The 16,805-nt window shown below is 63.6% G+C and carries 13 protein-coding genes; 7 read left to right on the forward strand and 6 right to left on the reverse strand.

Annotated elements, in window-relative coordinates; translation table 11 throughout:
- Positions 1-13: 13 nt before the first annotated feature.
- A complete protein-coding gene (locus LL06_RS13855) occupies positions 14-667 on the reverse strand; it encodes a LuxR C-terminal-related transcriptional regulator (protein WP_081963968.1) in 654 nt (217 codons plus the stop codon).
- 311 nt (positions 668-978) lie between these two features.
- On the opposite strand from LL06_RS13855, the gene LL06_RS28410 reads away from it, so the two are divergent.
- A complete protein-coding gene (locus LL06_RS28410; RefSeq protein ID WP_035527835.1) occupies positions 979-2,745 on the forward strand; it encodes a flagellin in 1,767 nt (588 codons plus the stop codon).
- 153 nt (positions 2,746-2,898) lie between these two features.
- On the opposite strand, the gene LL06_RS13865 is transcribed toward LL06_RS28410, so the two are convergent.
- A complete protein-coding gene (locus LL06_RS13865) occupies positions 2,899-3,831 on the reverse strand; it encodes a hypothetical protein (RefSeq protein ID WP_152599612.1) in 933 nt (310 codons plus the stop codon).
- A gap of 192 nt (positions 3,832-4,023) precedes the next feature.
- Positions 4,024-4,797 carry a helix-turn-helix transcriptional regulator gene (locus LL06_RS13870; RefSeq protein WP_035527841.1) on the reverse strand — a complete coding sequence of 258 codons (774 nt, stop codon included), beginning with the start codon at positions 4,795-4,797 and terminating at the stop codon, positions 4,024-4,026.
- Between the two features lie 140 nt (positions 4,798-4,937).
- Between LL06_RS13870 and LL06_RS26420 the strand changes: the two genes are divergently transcribed.
- Complete coding sequence (locus LL06_RS26420; RefSeq protein WP_052161566.1) at positions 4,938-5,378, forward strand: hypothetical protein; 441 nt, start codon at positions 4,938-4,940, stop codon at positions 5,376-5,378.
- 76 nt (positions 5,379-5,454) lie between these two features.
- Here the strand turns inward: LL06_RS26420 and carA are convergent, their stop codons facing one another.
- A complete protein-coding gene (carA, locus tag LL06_RS13880) occupies positions 5,455-6,651 on the reverse strand; it encodes a glutamine-hydrolyzing carbamoyl-phosphate synthase small subunit (RefSeq protein ID WP_035527875.1) in 1,197 nt (398 codons plus the stop codon).
- Positions 6,652-6,956: 305 nt separating this feature from the next.
- Here carA and LL06_RS13885 point away from each other — a divergent pair, with 305 nt between their 5' ends.
- Positions 6,957-7,406, forward strand: a complete 450-nt coding sequence (locus LL06_RS13885; protein WP_152599614.1) for a GatB/YqeY domain-containing protein — start codon at positions 6,957-6,959, stop codon at positions 7,404-7,406.
- 313 nt (positions 7,407-7,719) lie between these two features.
- Complete coding sequence (locus LL06_RS13890) at positions 7,720-8,457, forward strand: LuxR family transcriptional regulator (protein ID WP_052161567.1); 738 nt, start codon at positions 7,720-7,722, stop codon at positions 8,455-8,457.
- A 7-nt stretch (positions 8,458-8,464) separates the two neighbouring features.
- On the opposite strand, the gene LL06_RS13895 is transcribed toward LL06_RS13890, so the two are convergent.
- Positions 8,465-10,249 carry a bifunctional diguanylate cyclase/phosphodiesterase gene (locus LL06_RS13895; protein WP_035527846.1) on the reverse strand — a complete coding sequence of 595 codons (1,785 nt, stop codon included), beginning with the start codon at positions 10,247-10,249 and terminating at the stop codon, positions 8,465-8,467.
- A 377-nt stretch (positions 10,250-10,626) separates the two neighbouring features.
- Between LL06_RS13895 and dnaG the strand changes: the two genes are divergently transcribed.
- The 3 genes from dnaG (at position 10,627) to LL06_RS13910 (ending at position 16,055) form a co-directional block, all read left to right on the forward strand.
- The gene (gene dnaG / locus LL06_RS13900) at positions 10,627-12,642 is read left to right on the forward strand and encodes a DNA primase (protein ID WP_035527849.1); all 2,016 of its coding nucleotides are present in this window, start codon (positions 10,627-10,629) and stop codon (positions 12,640-12,642) included.
- A gap of 416 nt (positions 12,643-13,058) precedes the next feature.
- Positions 13,059-15,110: an RNA polymerase sigma factor RpoD gene (rpoD, locus tag LL06_RS13905; protein WP_035527854.1), complete on the forward strand. Its 2,052-nt coding sequence runs from the start codon at positions 13,059-13,061 to the stop codon at positions 15,108-15,110.
- A 711-nt stretch (positions 15,111-15,821) separates the two neighbouring features.
- Positions 15,822-16,055 carry a hypothetical protein gene (locus tag LL06_RS13910; RefSeq protein WP_035527857.1) on the forward strand — a complete coding sequence of 78 codons (234 nt, stop codon included), beginning with the start codon at positions 15,822-15,824 and terminating at the stop codon, positions 16,053-16,055.
- 238 nt (positions 16,056-16,293) lie between these two features.
- On the opposite strand, the gene LL06_RS13915 is transcribed toward LL06_RS13910, so the two are convergent.
- The coding region (locus LL06_RS13915; protein ID WP_052161568.1) for a glutathione S-transferase family protein at positions 16,294-16,805 on the reverse strand (512 nt) is incomplete at its 5' end.

Genomic DNA, 16,805 nt, shown 5'->3' on the forward strand with positions numbered 1-16,805 from the left:
GCCCGGTTGACCCTCATTGGTCCAGCTTTGTCGACACGATCTTGGCGACCAGATGGACCAGGTTCCTGGCTTCGAAGCGGGTTTTCAGTTTCTCGATCCGGTGTTCGATGGACCTCGGGGACAGCTCGAGCATTTCGGCGATTTCCTTCGCCGTATGGCCCTCGATCAGGAGCTGAACGATCCCCTCGTCCGTCAGGTCGACATTCCTGCCCTGGTGATAGGGAATGGCGAACCGGCCCTCTTTGAGACTCAGGCACCATTTGGGAACACCATCGGTTTTTTGCGGAATGATCAGGCGCTCATACCCGACTCTCACTCCAAGCAGTTTGATTTTCACGAAATCGATGGAGGGGCTTTTCGAATTGATTGCCGTTTTGAATGCAGGAATGACGTTCCGGTCGATGAAGGATCTGTCAAGATCGCCCAGCAGGGAATCCGGATAGTTGGACAGCATCGCTTTCAGAACGTCACTTTTGTAGGAAAACTGCTTTACGCGCGCAAAGCGCCACTCATAGGGATCGCTCGAGACTGTCTCCACGATGGACAGGCCCATCTTGATGCTGACCTCCCTGATGATCGGTCCGTAGAGGTCCTTCGGCGTTTCCAGGGACTCGGACTGAACCCACATATCGATAAGCTGGTTGCAAAGGGTATTGAATGAAGCCATAGGCGCACTGAAAGGGTCGGCCCGATCGAGAGTCAATCGAAAGTTGCATGGCCGTGCAAATTTGTGTCGCAAAATCAACGATCAGATTGAAAAGCCGGCACCCCGGCCGTGGCGAGATTTTTTCCCGCATGATCGCCACCCTGCTCTGACGGGCAACACGCAGACCCATGGGGATCGTTATGCGAAGCGCCGTATTTTTACCGTCCCATTCAGCTTTGTCTGTTAACCTTTTGTGAACCATATTGCGCCGGTCGGGTCATGGCTCGACCACTATTCCGGCATCCGGGTTTTCATACTTTTTGCGTGTTCCTATGACGAGTATCCACACCAATATTTCAGCAATTTCGGCGCTTCACACCCTGCGCTCGATCACGTCGGAATTGTCTGAGGCGCAAAATCGCGTCAGTTCCGGCCTGCGGGTGCAAACCGCATCGGACAATTCCGCCTATTGGTCGATCTCCACGACCATGCGCTCGGACAATCTGGCGCTGGCCGCCGTGACCGATGCGCTCGGTCTGGGCGCCGCGAAAGTCGATGTCGCCTATACGGGGATGGAATCGGTCATCGACATCCTTGGCGATTTCAATGCCAAGCTCGTGGCTGCCAAGGAGCCAGGCGTCGACAAGGCGAAAATCCAGAAGGAGCTTGCGGAGCTCAGGAACCAGGTGGTCAGTATCGCGTCGTCCGCGAGTTTTAACGGACAGAACTGGCTCTCCACCGACATCCCCGACATTTTCGACGAGACCCTCAACCGCACCTCCGTGGTGTCCTCTTTCGTTCGCAATGCCGGCGGCGGCGTCGCCGTCAAATCGCTCGAGGTCTCGCTGGCGGAAATGGCGCTGTTCAACGGGAACGGGGGAGGGGTGTTGCAGGCCGACCCGCGCGATTTCAAGACCGTTGGCGGTCTGCGCTATGCCTATACGAGCTACAGCGACGGCACGCAGGCAATGAGCAACCACCCGGTCAACCAGCAGGGCAACAGGCCGAGTTATCAGACATTCACCTTTTCGGGCGCTCTCACCTTCGGGGCCGCGGATACGATTTCCTTCGATATCATCGTGGATGCCGACGACCCTGCCGATGTTCCCCCGCCCCACAGCACCGGCGTGTCGAAGACAGTGACGATCAACCGCGCCACGGTCGACGCCGCGCTCGGGACGAGCGACGGCGTGATTGCCGACTACAAGCAGTACAGGTCGGTGATCGCCCGTGCGATGCAGACCAGCGGCGCAAGTGCCAATGCCAGTGTCACCACGTTCACGACATGGGATCAGGCTGTCAAAGATTTCGTCGACGTCCCGAATGTGATCGGCTTCAATACCTATGAAAACTCCGGCCTCAACGGCTCATCAATTCAAATCACCAATGTTTCTAGCACCATTGGCACCGGTCTGGCTGCAACTTCCGTTAATTACGGCCCGCGCCGTTCTGACATGACGCTGAGTTTCCAGCCTTTCACCGTCTATTCCGATACGGTGGTCAGCTTCAGATTTGCGGTCGAAGATGAGCCGCCGGTGCGATATTCTTTCGACAAGGGCTACGTGAACAACCTTTTGGGGATCACGTCAGGCGAGATTTCCACATCGGCCGAAATGACGCTTCTTCTCAATTCGCTGATCAACCGCAGCGACGTGACCATCACGGATACAGGACCAGGGACCATAAGCGTTGAGCCCGATCCCAACCTGCACAAGAAAGCCGGCGCAAAAAGCGGGATCGCCATTACGGGTGTCAATGTCAGCATCGAGCCTATCGCCACCCGCAATTTCATCGACATAGATGTCGAACAACACCCCGACACGATAGATGCGTATATTGACTACATGACGATCGTGACGGGCAAGATCATCGATTCCGCCGCCACTCTGGGTGCTTTGCAGAAGAGGATCGAAATTCAATCCGACTTCACCCTGAAACTGAGGGACAAGATCGACATCGGTGTGGGGCGACTTGTCGATGCCGACATGCATGAGGAATCCGCCCGGCTCAAGGCGTTGCAGACGCAAGAGCAGCTTGCCAGTCAGGCGCTGCAGATCGCCAATTCGGAATCAAAGAGCATGCTCTCCCTGTTCCAGTGATCCCGGTGGATCCTTCCGTTGCCCCCGACGCTCACGGCTCGGGGGGAAGCTTCCCATGGCTCGGATCTCACTTGGAATGATGCGCCCACCCGGCTCAGGCTGGGTGAAACCGGCAAGTTTCATGGCAGGCGACTGTCTGCATGAGGCCGACATCTAGAGGCCCGCGTGTTCATATCGGTTGCGGAGCGTATTTCGCAATCTTGGGGAAACGAATTCGTCGTTCAGGATCTTTTCAAAAATGAATTTTTCCTGTTCGGTCAATGCGGTTTTCTCGGGTTCTTTTCCCTTGATGAAAACCACTGCGAGCGTGTTGCGCAGGGTCTTGAACTTTTCAGTTTCTGTCGATGCCAACTCTTTGTAGTAATCAAACGTCTCTTTATTGATCAATTCCATGTCGCTGCTGTTGAGAAACGAAACATTCTCGAGAAGCATCCTTGATGCCATAATGAGGTCAAGGGTGTAGAAATCATCGTTTTCCTTGGCGTATTTCCAAACGAGATAAATGACGCCGATCAGGGATTCGTTGTCGATTTCAAACTTCGAATTGAAGTAGTCGTCGCCGTAGTCAAACGGGTCGATTTCCTGCAGAACGGCATCCAGTATTTTCTGGGAGACGATGTTGTAGGCGCAGGTGTTTTTGGCGTCGTCCAGCAGATAGTTGTACGAGAGAAAATAGGACAGCCTTTCGAGGAAAACGGACGAAATCGGGTATGATCCCTCATACTCAATCCCGTGCTCGTGGGTCTTGTTCGTTTTCGGAATCAACTCCAAAACCTCATGCAGCAGGGCATGGGCGGCCTTCTTGTCCGACGGAAGCAGAGATTTGAACGTCTCGATCTCATGGTTTTTCCTGTCGATTATCTTCTCGTATTTGACTTCCATGTCTTGAAGGGTCTCGATCTCCTTTCTGAGTTGACCAACCTGTTCGGCGAGAACTGTTCTTGATCTTCCGATTTTGTTCTTGTCTCTGACCAGCTTGGAAACCTTGGCAATAAAAGCAAATATTGCGCCCAATTGGACGACGTTCAGAATGGCGGCTACTTTGAAGAATAGGCTGCTTTCAACTAGGGCAATCAAATCATTCACTGCGAGTCCCTTCCACGGCTCAAACGCTCTCAATGTTCCACGGGTGAGCATAGCCCGACATGGCGTGGAAATTCACCCTGAATAGCCCTGAGTTTCGAAGGATGTCCTGAAGCCTGCTCCGGCCCGAATGCGCCGCGGCACGCGGCAGGAGTCAGAGTCCGGTCTGTGGGCGGCCATTCCCGGCTCTTCCCGTCAATGCCCGCCCGCCATCCGCGCCAGCACCGCCCGCGTCGCCTCGTCCGCCGGAAACAGGTGTTCGATCTGCCAGTCGGCAAGCGCGATGTCCTCGGCGGTGGAGAACTGGCTCAAGGTCGAGAAGAACGACAGCACCGTCTCGCCCAGCCGGTAGCGGGTGGCGATGATGGCCTGGGCGCCGGCGGCGGGGTCGTGGGCGGTGTCGGCGAGCCGGGCGGAAAGCTGCGCGGCCATCTGGTCGAGCCAGGCGTCGCCGCCCAGATGGGCGGAGCGGGCGCGCAGGCGGTGGAGGAAATGGCGCGCGGTCTCGTCCCAGTTCTCGATCGCGCGTCCGAGCCGGTCCTCGTCGAGCAGCGCCTCGACGAGGTTGGCGTTCTCCGCAAGGCCCAGTTGCGCGAGCATCATGCCGGCCGTGGCATTGGCGCGCAGGATGGTCCAGCGCCGGTCGAGCACCAGCGCCGGGTAGGGCAGGTGGCGCTCCAGCATCCAGTCGAGCGCGGCCGCGACCGGGGCCATCTCGGCCTCGTCGAGGTCGCGGGCGCGAAAGCCGGGGGCGAAGCCCGCCGCGTGCAGGAGCGCGTTGCGCGCGCCGCGCGGCACCTCGAGTGCTGCGCCGAGATTGAGCACCATCGCGCGGCTGGGGCGGGCGCGGCCGGTTTCGAGAAACGAGATGTGGCGCGCCGAGACATTGGCCTCGAGCCCGAGGTCGAGCTGGCTCACCCGGCGCGCCTCGCGCCAGTGCCTGAGCAGGTCGCCGAATTGCGTGGTCATCGCTCCTCCCCTGCCGCCCGTGGCGGGTCCGTTCGCCGTCCATCATAGTGGGAAGCGGGGCGCTGTCACTTACCTCGGAGGTAATTGCCGGGCGTCGCGCGAAGGGGTTTGCTCGGCGCGTCAACAAGGGAGTTTTCGACATGGATATCGCTGAGACACAGACCTGGGTAAAGGCGGCGTCGGCCGTGGTGATCGGAGTGGGGCTGGCGCTGGCGGCCGCTGCCTGGCCGCCTTTGTCCGCGCCGGTGGCGCTCCTGGCCGACCTCGTCGTCTGGCCGCTCGACGGCGCGCAGGCGCTGGCCGCGCCCGAAACGCGGCTGTTCGCCGCCATCGCCGGCGGCGTCATGGTCGGCTGGGGCGTCACGCTGTGGAAGGTCGCGGCTCATGTGCTGCCGCAGGACCTGCCGCTCGCCCGCACGATCACGCTCGCCGGGCTCGCCGCCTGGTTCGCGGTCGATTGCGCGGGCTCGGTCGCCGCGGGCGCCAGCCTCAACATCCTGGGCAATCTGGGCTTCGTCGCGCTGTTCCTGCTCGCCTTCCGGCAAGGGAAGCAGCGCCCGACGCCCAGGGTGGGGACGTAAGGACCCGGCCAGGGCGGCCAGATCGGTCAGGACATGGAAAGCCGCGGCGGGAGCCATCCCGCCGCGGCTTTCCATGTCAGCGTTCGCTGAGCGCCTCGAGCCCCTGGCGGTCGCGCACCATGTTCATGAAGCGGCGGAACAGATAGTGGCTGTCCTGCGGGCCGGGGGAGGCCTCGGGGTGGTGCTGCACCGAGAACACCGGCTTGCCGACCAGCCTCAGCCCGCAATTGGTGCCGTCGAACAGCGAGACATGGGTTTCCTCGACGCCTTCGGGCAGGCTCTTGCCGTCCACCGCGAAGCCGTGGTTCATCGACACGATCTCGACCTTGCCGGTGGTGAAGTCCTTGACCGGGTGGTTGGCGCCGTGATGGCCCTGGTGCATCTTCGTGGTGGCGCCGCCGAGCGCCAGCGCCAGGATCTGGTGGCCGAGGCAGATGCCGAACAGCGGGATGCCGCTGTCGATCAGCTTTTTGATCACGGGAACCGCGTATTTGCCGGTCGCCGCCGGGTCGCCGGGGCCGTTCGACAGGAACACGCCATCGGGCGCCATGGCGAGAATGTCCTCGGCGCTGGTTGTGGCCGGAACCACCGTCACCTTGCAGCCCAGGCCCGAAAACAGCCGGAGGATGTTGCGCTTGATGCCGTAGTCGATGGCGACGATGTGGGCGGTCTCCTCGCCGGCTTCGGCAAAGCCCCGGTCCCAGGCCCAGGGGCCCTGCGTCCAGGTCGAGGATTGGCCCGAGGTCGCGGCCTTGGCGAGGTCGAGGCCCTCGAGCCCGCTCCACTCGGCCGCCAGCGCCTGAAGCGCGGGGATGTCGAATTTTCCGTCGGGATCATGGGCGATCACCGCATTGGGCGCGCCGTGCTCGCGGATCCAGGCGGTCAGCGCGCGGGTGTCGACGCCGGCGAGGCCGATGATGCCGCGCGTCTTCAGCCACTGGTCGAAGTGCCGGGTCGAGCGGTAGCTCGACGGATCGGTGATGTTGGCCTTGAAGATGGCGCCCACCGCGCCGATGCGGGCGGCCGGGGTGAGATCCTCGATGTCCTCGTCATTGGCGCCGATATTGCCGATATGCGGGAAGGTGAAGGTGACGATCTGGCCCAGATAGGACGGATCGGTGAGGATTTCCTGGTAGCCGGTCAGCGCCGTGTTGAAGCAGACCTCGGCCTGCGCCTGGCCGGTGGCGCCGATGCCCTGGCCTTCGATAACGGTGCCGTCGGCGAACACCACGACGGCTGTGGGCTTGGTCTTGGTCCATGGGCTTGGGGTCATGTGCACTCCGTTGGCGGCCTGAAGCCGCTTCATCGCCGGCGATTGCCCCTTGACGTGGGGGCGGGGCATCGCCATCTAACCTGCCTGAAGCAAGGCGTGGATCCAGGTCCCTGCGCCTCGTGCGTCTTCGCTCCGGTCCTCCATCGGCTGGTAAATAGAGAAGCCGCACGCTGTGGTCAATCAGCCCCGTGGCGTGGTACCGCCAATAAATCGCTTGAACAGGATGCGGCCGAAGGGGTAATCCTGTCGCTCTGCGAGTGCTGACATTTGGGCTGTGTTTAGGAACTGCCGGAGAAAGTTTGATGATGCGGGAACGTTTTACCGAAGCCCTCAACAATGCCATTCGCGCCAAGGACCCGCGCCGCGTGTCGACGCTGCGCCTGATCCAGGCCGCCATCAAGGATCGCGACATCGCCAATCGCGGCGCCGGCAAGGACCCGGTCAGCGATGAGGAGATCCTGCAGATCCTCACCAAGATGATCAAGCAGCGCGAGGAATCGGCGGCGATCTACGAGGAGAACGTGCGCCTCGAACTCGCCCAGCAGGAACGCGACGAAATCGCCATCATCCGCCAGTTCCTGCCCGAGCAGATGCCGGAGGAAAAGGTGCGCGAGGCCTGCGCCTCGGTGGTCTCGGAAACCGGTGCGTCGGGCCTGCGCGACATGGGCAAATGCATGAACGTGCTCAAGGAGCGCTATCCCGGCAAGATGGATTTTTCCAAGGCGAGCGGCGTGGTCAAGGGCCTGCTGCGCTAGGCCACGCGTCCGGCCGGACCATCGCCTGCGGCGGGCCCTGCGGCCCTCCGCAGGCCACCGGCCGCAACACATATTATATTTTGAATTGAAAATGTATAAAATGATTCTGATTATCGTTCAGTTGCTTAATGATAAAGGGTAGTACGGGTCGGCGCATGATTCGGCTGGGTTGTGCTGCCATCAACCATGCAAAGGACAGATCATGCCCCCGACTGTCATGACGCAGAATGAGTCCGGTCCCGATCGCCGCTTTGAGGCGCAACGCCTGGAGTCCGCCCGCCGGTCCGGCGCCACGCCTTTGGATAAGTGAGCCATGGGCAGCCTCTCCCCCCCTTTCAACACGCCGCCCTTCGCGCCGATCGCCGGTATCCGGACGATGTTCGACGCCATGCAGGTGCTGCGCCAGACCTGCGTGAGCTACGGCTTTCGCTGTTTCAAGGTGATCACGCTTCCCGCCAAGAAGGCCGGCGGCGACGACAAGATCTCCACCCTGTCGACGATCTCGAGCTGGCCGCCGGACCTGATCGCGGAATATGACCGGCTGGATCTCGCCCGCAACAGTCCCATTCTCGAGCAGTTGCGCAAGCAGATCACGCCGCTGGTGTTCAAGGTCGACGACGTCAACAACCGCCGCCCGGTCCCCGAGCCCGACAGCGCCGGCCCGTTGTTCGCGCGCTACGACCTGACCATGGGCGTGTATTTCCCGGTGCATGATTTCCGCGGGCTCCGGCATGCGGTGTCCTTCATGGGCGACCGCGAGCCGCTGACGGTGGAAGAACTGTCGACGCTCGCAATGTTCGCGACCATGCTGATCGAACGGATCTCGACGATCTCGGCCAGCGATCTTGCGACCAAATCCGTGCTCAACGCCCGCGAGACCGAAATCCTGCAATGGACCGCGGAGGGCAAGACCAGTTCGGAAATCGCCAGCATCACCGGCCTTTCCGAACATACGGTCAACCATTACGCCACCATCGCCACGCAGAAGCTTGGATGCTCCAACCGGACCCAGGCGGTGGTCCACGCCATGCGCCTGGGCCTGTTCAAATAGGACCTGGTCAGGCGCAGGCGGCGACGATGCCGCGGCTGACCAGCGCGTCCAGGCTGGCATGGACCGGGTTCTGCGATCTGAGGTCGCGCCAGGCCTCGAAATCGCACCGCTTCATCGGCTTGGAGAAGTAGAAGCCCTGGATCTCGTCGCAGCCGAGCTGCGCGGCGGCCGCGACCTGGCCCGGGGTCTCGGTGCCTTCGACCACCACCCGGCAGCCGAGATTCTTGCCGAGCTGGATGATCGTCCGGGACACTTCCCGCGAGCGGCCGTCGCAGTCGATGCCGGAGACGAAGGAGCGGTCGACCTTCAGGATGTCGAATTTCAGCCCCGTCAGTTGCACCAGGTTGGAATAGCCGGTGCCGAAATCGTCGATGGCGATCCTGAGGCCCGCGGCCCGGAGCGCCGCGATCTGGCCCGCCACGCCCGCCACGTCGGTGGTGGCGAGCGTTTCGGTGATCTCGATGGTGATGAACCGCGCCGGGCACTTGTGGGCCTCGAGCAGCGCGATCACCGTGCCCGAGAAATCGTCAGTCTGGAACTGCTCGATGGAGACGTTGATCGACACCTCGGTCTGCTGGCCGGCCCGGATCCAGGCGGCGCACTGGGCGATGGCCTCGTCGAGCACGATCAGTCCGATATCGCCGATCAGCCCGGTCATTTCCGCCACCGGAATGAACTCGCCGGGACCGATGACGCCGCGCTCGGGATGATTGAGGCGCACCAGCGCCTCCACCCCGGTGACCGCCCAGTCGCTGGCCGAAACCTTGGGCTGGTAATAGACCTCGAACTGGCGCTCGGCGATGGCGGTCCTGAGGTAGCGCTCGATGTCCTCGCGGGTCTTGATGGCCTGCAGCATGTCCGGCTCAAACAGCGCGATCCGGTCCGAGCCGGGCTGGACGAGGGCGATGTTGCAGGCCAGGGCCGCGTATTGCTTGACCTTGATGGCCGAGTCCGTGTCGCCGGGATATCGGGCGATGCCGATGGCGATCCGGGGATGGAACTGCCGCCCGCTCTCTTCGGCAATGCCCGCCACCGCCGCATGCAGCCTGCCAGCCAGCGCCGCGATCTCGGCCGGATCGACCAGGTCCGGCACCGACAGGACCAGTTCGGTGCCGCCGAACCGCGCGAGCACCGGCTTGTCGGTCTCCGGCCCGGCCGAGTTGCAGAGGTTCTCGGCCTCGCTGGTGCAGGGCGAGGCCTCGATCAGCAGCCGGGCGATGCTTGTGAGCAGCCGGTCGGAGGATTCGTGGCCGAAGCGGTCGTTGATCTTGCGCAGGTCGAGGATGTCGATGAAGAACACCGCGCCGGCGAGCTGGTTTCCGTCGCTGTCGAGGGACCCCACGCGCCGTTCCAGCAGTGTCTGAAACCGGTAGCGGTTGGGCAGGCCGGTGACGAGATCATGGTTGGCCAACTGGCGGATTTCAGCGGTGGAGCTGCGCAGGCGCTTGACCATCAGCCGCATGCTGGCGGCCAGGCCGCCGATCTCGCATTTGCAGAACAGGGGAATCCTGACGTCGAGATTGCCGTTGGCCACCTCTTCGGCGATGTCGGTCAGCTTGCGGATCGGCTGGGTGATCTTGCGGCTGAGAAACGCCATCAGGGCTGCCGTGATGGCGAGGCCGATCGCCGCGGCGGCGCTGTGCACAGCCACGTCCGCAGCCGTGTGGTGATCGTTGAGCAAAGGCTGCGTGACGGCCGCCAGGCAGATCGCTGCCAGGACGATATACATCAGGGTCAAGCGGACCCCGATCGAATTGACGCCCGTGCCATAGGTGGATTCTTTGTTGCGCATGCCCGCCGCTCCGGACGCCGAACCCCGGAGGGGAGGCCGTCCTCATGTGGAAAATGTCTCGACATGCCGTTCCACGGCGATGCAACGGACAGCGGCGTCATGCCTGCTGGTCCTGTCTTCCATTGCGACGGGGGAATAAGTAACAGTAGTTTATTAAAAGCCGGTTCCGGAATTGCCTAGAATTTGAAGGATCGGGCGATTGCAGCCGTTTGCCGGCGCAGGAAACCGCGCTCGGGCCGGGGTTCGCCGGTCGAGGGCCCCCGGCGTCCGGCGCCATTCGGCAATCCGCGCCCCGAGGCCTTTGCCTGGCGCCGCGCCCGTGCCTATATAGGGCCATCTTCAACCAGATTGCCCGCTGTTCCGGAGGCGCGCCGATTTTGCGGTTTTCCCCGTCCTTTCTTGATGAAATTCGCGACCGGGTTCCGATCTCGGACGTGATCGGCCGTCATGTCACCTGGGATCGCAAGAAGACCAACACCTCGCGCGGCGACTGGTGGGCCTGCTGCCCGTTCCATGGCGAGAAGTCGCCCTCCTTTCACTGCGAGGACCGCAAGGGCCGCTACCACTGCTTCGGCTGCGGCGTGTCGGGGGACCATTTCAAGTTCCTGACCGAGCTCGAAAGCCTCAATTTTCCCGAAGCGGTGCAGCGCGTGGCCGACATGGCCGGGATCCCCATGCCCGTGCAGGATCCCCAGGAGGCGCGGCGCGAGCGTCAGCGCGCCAGCCTAGAGGACGTCATGGAGATGGCGGCGTCGTTCTTCGAGCAGGAGCTGCAGGGCGCGCGCGGCGCCAAGGCCCGCGCCTACCTGCGCGACCGCGGCCTGTCCGGCCGCACCATCGCGGCCTTCCGGCTGGGCTACAGTCCCGACAGCCGCAGCGCGCTCAAGGAGCATCTGGCCTCGCGCGGCGTCGACAAGGACCAGATCGAGGCCTGCGGGCTGGTGGTGCACGGGCCGGAAATCCCGGTCTCCTACGACCGCTTCCGCGACCGCATCATGTTCCCGATCCTGTCCTCGCGCGAACGCGTCATCGCCTTCGGCGGCCGCGCGCTGGCGCCGGGCGCGCCCGCCAAATACCTCAATTCCAACGAGACCGAGCTCTTCCACAAGGGCAACGTGCTTTATAATTACGCCCGCGCGCGCCGCGCCTCAGGCCAGGATGGCACGCTGATCGTGGTCGAGGGCTACATGGACGTGATCGCGCTGGCGCAGGCCGGCATCGACACGGCGATCGCGCCGCTCGGCACCGCGCTCACCGAAAACCAGCTCAAGCTCGCCTGGCGGGTGACGCCGCAGCCGGTCCTGTGCTTCGACGGCGACGAGGCCGGCCAGCGCGCCGCCAACCGCACCGTCGACCTGGCGCTGCCGCTGATCGGCGCCGGGCGGTCGCTCCGGATCGCCGTGCTGCCGCCGGGCAAGGATCCCGACGATCTGGTCCGCCAGGACGGCCGCGAGCCGTTCGACCAGCTGGTCGCCGCCGCACGGCCGCTGGCCGATGTCGTCTGGTCGCGCGAGGCCGGCAGCGGCGTGTTCGAAACGCCCGAAAGCCGCGCCGAACTTGAGGCCAGGCTCCGGCAGACGGTCTCGCTGATCGCCGACGAGAGCCTGCGCCGCCACTACCAGCAGGACATGCGCGACCGGATGCAGGCTTTTTTCGGCACCGGCTACGCCAACCGCGGCGCGGGCAAGGGCGGACGCGGCGCCTTTGGCCAGGATGCCTATGGCCAGGGCGGCTACCGGCAGGGCGGGTCGCGCGACGAGGGACGCGGCGGCCCGCGGCCAGGAGCGCAGGCGGGGCGGGCCATGGCGGTGTCCGAGCGGCTCGTCCGCTCCGGGCTGGTGCGCGGCCACGCCGAGCTTCCCTCGCTGCGCGAGACCGTGCTGGTGATGACCATCGTCAACCATCCGCAGATGCTGCACGACGAATTCGACGAGCTCGCCGCGCTCGAATTCGACGACAAGGGGCTGATGCGGGTGATGCAGGTGATGCTCGACGCGGCGTCGGCCGGCGGCCGGTTCGACCGCGAGCGGCTCATCGAGGCGCTGGAGGCGGACGGGCAGGGGGGCTTCATCGCCCGGCTGGAAAGCCAGGTCCGCAACGCGCGGATCTGGACGGCGACGGCAGAGGCAGCAGCCGAGGATGCGCACGAGGGCTACAATCAGGCGCTGGCGCTGCACAAGCGCACCCGGGCGCTCAAGTGGCAGAAGGCCGAACTCGAGCGCGACATCGCCGAGGCCACTGAATTGGGCGACGGTGAGGCCATCCCCGGCCTGATGCTGGCGCTGCAGGAGGTTCAGCTCGAAGTGGCGCGGCTGGAAAACCAGGAAGCCATCATCGACGGCTTCGGCGTGCTCTCCGGGCGGATCAAGGGCGGCCGCGGCGGCGCGGGCTGAGAGTCGCCCGGGACTCGGCCGAATCGGCCCCCGGGCCTTGTGAATTCGCTCCGGGCCCCTACATAGGATCATCAGCGAACGAAACCGACGATGCAGGCAAAAGCGCGCTATTTACCGGATCCGCGCGGTTTTTGCCCGAATAGCCTTGACGGATGGGTTTTTTGTGGGAATCACCTGTTTGTTATAATTCATGCACGATCAGGGGGCTCGGGGGCGGGCGCCGCTTGTGCGGTTTTCCGAAACCGGAGCCGCCGCGAGGATGAAAAGATCGGCATGGTTAACAGGGAATTAGGCATCCATACGCCACAACAAGCCGGGTGATTCGCAAACGCCGCCTGCCGATGGCGGGCGTCATGCGCCAGGGTCTGGCGCCGAGCAGATGTCAACCGAATGGAATCCGGGGAAAGTGACTGCCCATGGCAAGCAAGGTTAAAGAAGCAGCCGACGAGACCGAGAACGAGCGCGACGCCAGCGGGCCGGACGGGCCGTTGCTCGACCTGTCGGATGACGCCGTCAAGAAAATGATCAAGACCTCGAAAAAACGGGGTTATGTGACCATGGACGAGCTCAACGCCGTGCTGCCTTCCGAAGAGGTGACCTCCGAGCAGATCGAGGACATCCTGTCGATGCTCTCGGACATGGGCATCAATGTGGTCGAGGAAGACGAGGCCAGCGAAGACAAGGAAGTCGACGACGATTCCGAGAGCGAGGACGCCAGCGAAGGCGGCGAGATCGCCGCCGCGTCCGGCTCCGCCGTCGCCACCGCCAAGAAGAAAGAGCCCACCGACCGCACCGACGACCCGGTGCGCATGTATCTGCGCGAAATGGGCTCGGTCGAGCTGCTCTCCCGCGAGGGCGAGATCGCCATCGCCAAGCGCATCGAGGCCGGCCGCGAGACCATGATCGCCGGCCTGTGCGAAAGCCCGCTCACCTTCCAGGCGATCATCATCTGGCGCGAGGAACTCAACGAGGGCGCGACGCTCTTGCGCGAGATCATCGATCTCGAAACCACCTATTCCGGCCCCGAGGCCAAGGCCGCGCCGCAGTTCCAGAGCCCGGAAAAGATCGAGGCCGACCGCAAGGTGGCCGAGGAGAAGGAAAAGGTCCGCGCCGAGAAGGCCGCCTCCGACGACGTCACCAATGTCGGCGGCGAGGGCCAGACCTTCGAGGAGGAGGACGAGGACGACGACGAGAACAATCTCTCGCTCGCCGCCATGGAAGCCGAGCTTCGCCCGCAGGTGATGGAAACGCTCGACCTGATCGCCGAGACCTACAAGAAGCTCCGCAAGCTGCAGGACCAGCAGGTGGAAGCCCGCCTTGCCGCCACCGGCACGCTGTCGCCGGCGCAGGAGCGCCGCTACAAGGAGTTGAAGGACGCGCTGATCACCGCGGTGAAATCGCTGTCCTTGAACCAGAACCGCATCGACAGCCTGGTCGAGCAGCTCTACGACATCAACAAGCGCCTGGTGAGCAACGAGGGCCGGCTGCTCCGGCTCGCCGAAAGCTATGGCGTGAAGCGCGACGACTTCCTGGTGCAGTATTCCGGCGCCGAGCTCGATCCCAACTGGATGAAGTCGATCGCCAACCTCTCGGCCAAGGGCTGGAAGGAATTCGCCAAGTCGGAACTCAACAACATCCGCGACATCCGCGCCGAGATCCAGTTCCTGGCGACCGAAACCGGCATCTCGATCTCCGAATTCCGCCGCATCGTGCAGATGGTGCAGAAGGGCGAGCGCGAATCGCGCATCGCCAAGAAGGAAATGGTCGAGGCCAATCTCCGCCTCGTCATCTCGATCGCCAAGAAATACACCAACCGCGGCCTGCAGTTCCTGGATCTCATCCAGGAAGGCAATATCGGCCTGATGAAGGCGGTCGACAAGTTCGAATACCGCCGCGGCTACAAGTTCTCGACCTACGCCACCTGGTGGATCCGCCAGGCGATCACCCGTTCGATCGCCGACCAGGCCCGCACCATCCGCATTCCCGTGCACATGATCGAGACCATCAACAAGATCGTGCGGACGAGCCGGCAGATGCTGCACGAGATCGGCCGCGAGCCGACGCCGGAGGAGCTCGCCGAAAAGCTCGCCATGCCGCTTGAGAAGGTGCGCAAGGTGCTGAAGATCGCCAAGGAGCCGATCTCGCTCGAAACCCCCGTGGGCGACGAGGAAGACAGCCATCTGGGCGACTTCATCGAGGACAAGAACGCGATCCTGCCGATCGACGCCGCCATCCAGGCGAACCTGCGCGAGACCACCACCCGCGTGCTCGCCTCGCTCACCCCGCGTGAAGAGCGCGTTCTGCGCATGCGCTTCGGCATCGGCATGAACACCGACCACACGCTCGAGGAAGTCGGCCAGCAGTTCTCGGTCACCCGCGAACGCATCCGCCAGATCGAGGCCAAGGCCTTGCGGAAGCTGAAGCATCCGAGCCGGTCACGGAAGTTGCGCTCGTTCCTGGATAGCTGATGCCTGCGGCCTCTCTCTCCCCTTGGGGAGAGAAAGCGATTTCAACGGCTTAGCCGACCCGCAGGGACGGCTAAACGTTAGAAATCGCAAGTGAGGGGGAAAGCCCCGGAACGCCCGACCATCGCTGAATTGAACCCCGAAGCTGGCCTCCAGCTTCGGGGTTTTTCGTTGCCGCTTCCAAGCTTCCTCGAACACCGCACCCACCACCCCCCGTCAGTCCGGCCCCCGAGCCGGACTCCAGCCACGACGCGTCCGCGTCGTGAAAGACTCCCTGGCGCCACGGACGTGGCGCAACTGGATGCCGGGTCAAGCCCGGCATGACGGCGGAGGGGCCTGTCCGTCAGGCAAACCGCACATTCCTGTTGCATGGACCGCAGCTTTGGCGTGGAGTCTGGCGGTGAAAGATTGGCGCCCACACGTCAAGCAGGCCGCTGCGGCGGCCGTTGGTCTGTATGCTCCCTCCGTCGTCATCCCAGGGCCCCGACCCTGGGATCCATTCCGTGATTTCTCCGGGTCTTGATGGGCCCGTCCAGATCACGGAATGGATCCTCGGCTCGGGGGCCGAGGATGACGACAGCGCGAGGGTCGGGCTGAGCCAATGCCCCGCGACATATGCGCCCATTGGCATATTTCCCGCTGGAAATCCCCGCCCGTCCGGCTGATAGGCATCGCAGCGGCGCCGCCGCACCCGTCCCATGCCGGAGCTCCCCGATGCATTCCCTCGCCACCATTCTCGACCAGTTGCCCTGGAGCCTGATCCTCATCGCCTGCCTGACGCTCGGGCTCGCGCCCTTCGTGCCGGAGCCGCATCTCTGGGAGAAGCTGAAGATGCTGGCCTCAGGCACGCTCGTCAAGCCGATCGACATCTTCGATCTCGTGATGCACGCAGCCCCGTTCCTCCTCGCCGGGCTGAAGCTGGCGGTGGCGGCCCTGACCGCGAGATAGCCCGTCTCGTCCTCAAAGCCGGTGGTGCGCCAGGCCCCGGGTCAGGCGAGGCTGGCGTGGATCTCGGTCCGTAGCCCATCATCGCCGCGTGGCTCCGGCCGGGCGCGGCGCAGGGGCCGGTGTGGATGAAAGGCAGGACGGGGCCATGATCGTGCTCCGGTTCCACAGGAAGAAGGCCCCAATCCGGCCGATGCGGCGCAAACCGTCATCGACATCCGTCACGCGGCCGCGCGCCGCCCTACGTGCCGAATTCATGCGTGCGCCAGGCCTCGGCCACGGCCGGGGACTCGAGCACATGGGCCGTGAGCTCGGCAATCTCGGGCAATTGCATCGCCGGGGCGTGCCAGTCGGCGAGCATCGCCGCATAGACGTCGGTGATGGTCATCCGCGCGCCCAGCAGGAACGGTCCCTCGATGGCGGCGGCGAGCTGGGCGAAATCGCGGTCGAGGTCCTTGACCGCCTGGCGCCTGACGGCGTCGGCGGCCTCGGGCGAGGGGTCGTCGGTGTGACGCGGTGCGTAGTAGAAGCGCAGCACGTCGGGATAGATGTTGGCGGCCATGAAGACGAGCCACTGCACCGCCACGTTGCGGCCGGGCGAGCCGTGCGGCGGCAGCAGCCGCGCCTCGGGGAAGGTCTCGTCGAGCGCCAGCAGGATGGCGACGCTCTCGGCGATCACCTGGCCCGAGGGCAGCTCCAGCACCGGCACCTTGCCGGCGGGGTTGAGCTTGAGGAAGCCGGGCGAGGTGTGCG

The organism is Hoeflea sp. BAL378, from assembly GCF_000759435.1.
Classification (GTDB): domain Bacteria; phylum Pseudomonadota; class Alphaproteobacteria; order Rhizobiales; family Rhizobiaceae; genus Hoeflea.

What these genes read in the sequence shown, in the direction of transcription:
- carA (WP_035527875.1), bottom strand. Translation starts at nt 6,651, where the DNA reads ATGACCCCAAGCCCATGGACCAAGACCAAGCCCACAGCCGTCGTGGTG.
- LL06_RS13895 (WP_035527846.1), bottom strand. Translation starts at nt 10,249, where the DNA reads ATGCGCAACAAAGAATCCACCTATGGCACGGGCGTCAATTCGATCGGG.
- LL06_RS13855 (WP_081963968.1), bottom strand. Translation starts at nt 667, where the DNA reads ATGGCTTCATTCAATACCCTTTGCAACCAGCTTATCGATATGTGGGTT.
- LL06_RS28410 (WP_035527835.1), top strand. Translation starts at nt 979, where the DNA reads ATGACGAGTATCCACACCAATATTTCAGCAATTTCGGCGCTTCACACC.
- rpoD (WP_035527854.1), top strand. Translation starts at nt 13,059, where the DNA reads ATGGCAAGCAAGGTTAAAGAAGCAGCCGACGAGACCGAGAACGAGCGC.
- LL06_RS13890 (WP_052161567.1), top strand. Translation starts at nt 7,720, where the DNA reads ATGGGCAGCCTCTCCCCCCCTTTCAACACGCCGCCCTTCGCGCCGATC.
- LL06_RS13885 (WP_152599614.1), top strand. Translation starts at nt 6,957, where the DNA reads ATGCGGGAACGTTTTACCGAAGCCCTCAACAATGCCATTCGCGCCAAG.
- LL06_RS13910 (WP_035527857.1), top strand. Translation starts at nt 15,822, where the DNA reads ATGCATTCCCTCGCCACCATTCTCGACCAGTTGCCCTGGAGCCTGATC.
- LL06_RS13870 (WP_035527841.1), bottom strand. Translation starts at nt 4,797, where the DNA reads ATGACCACGCAATTCGGCGACCTGCTCAGGCACTGGCGCGAGGCGCGC.
- LL06_RS26420 (WP_052161566.1), top strand. Translation starts at nt 4,938, where the DNA reads ATGGATATCGCTGAGACACAGACCTGGGTAAAGGCGGCGTCGGCCGTG.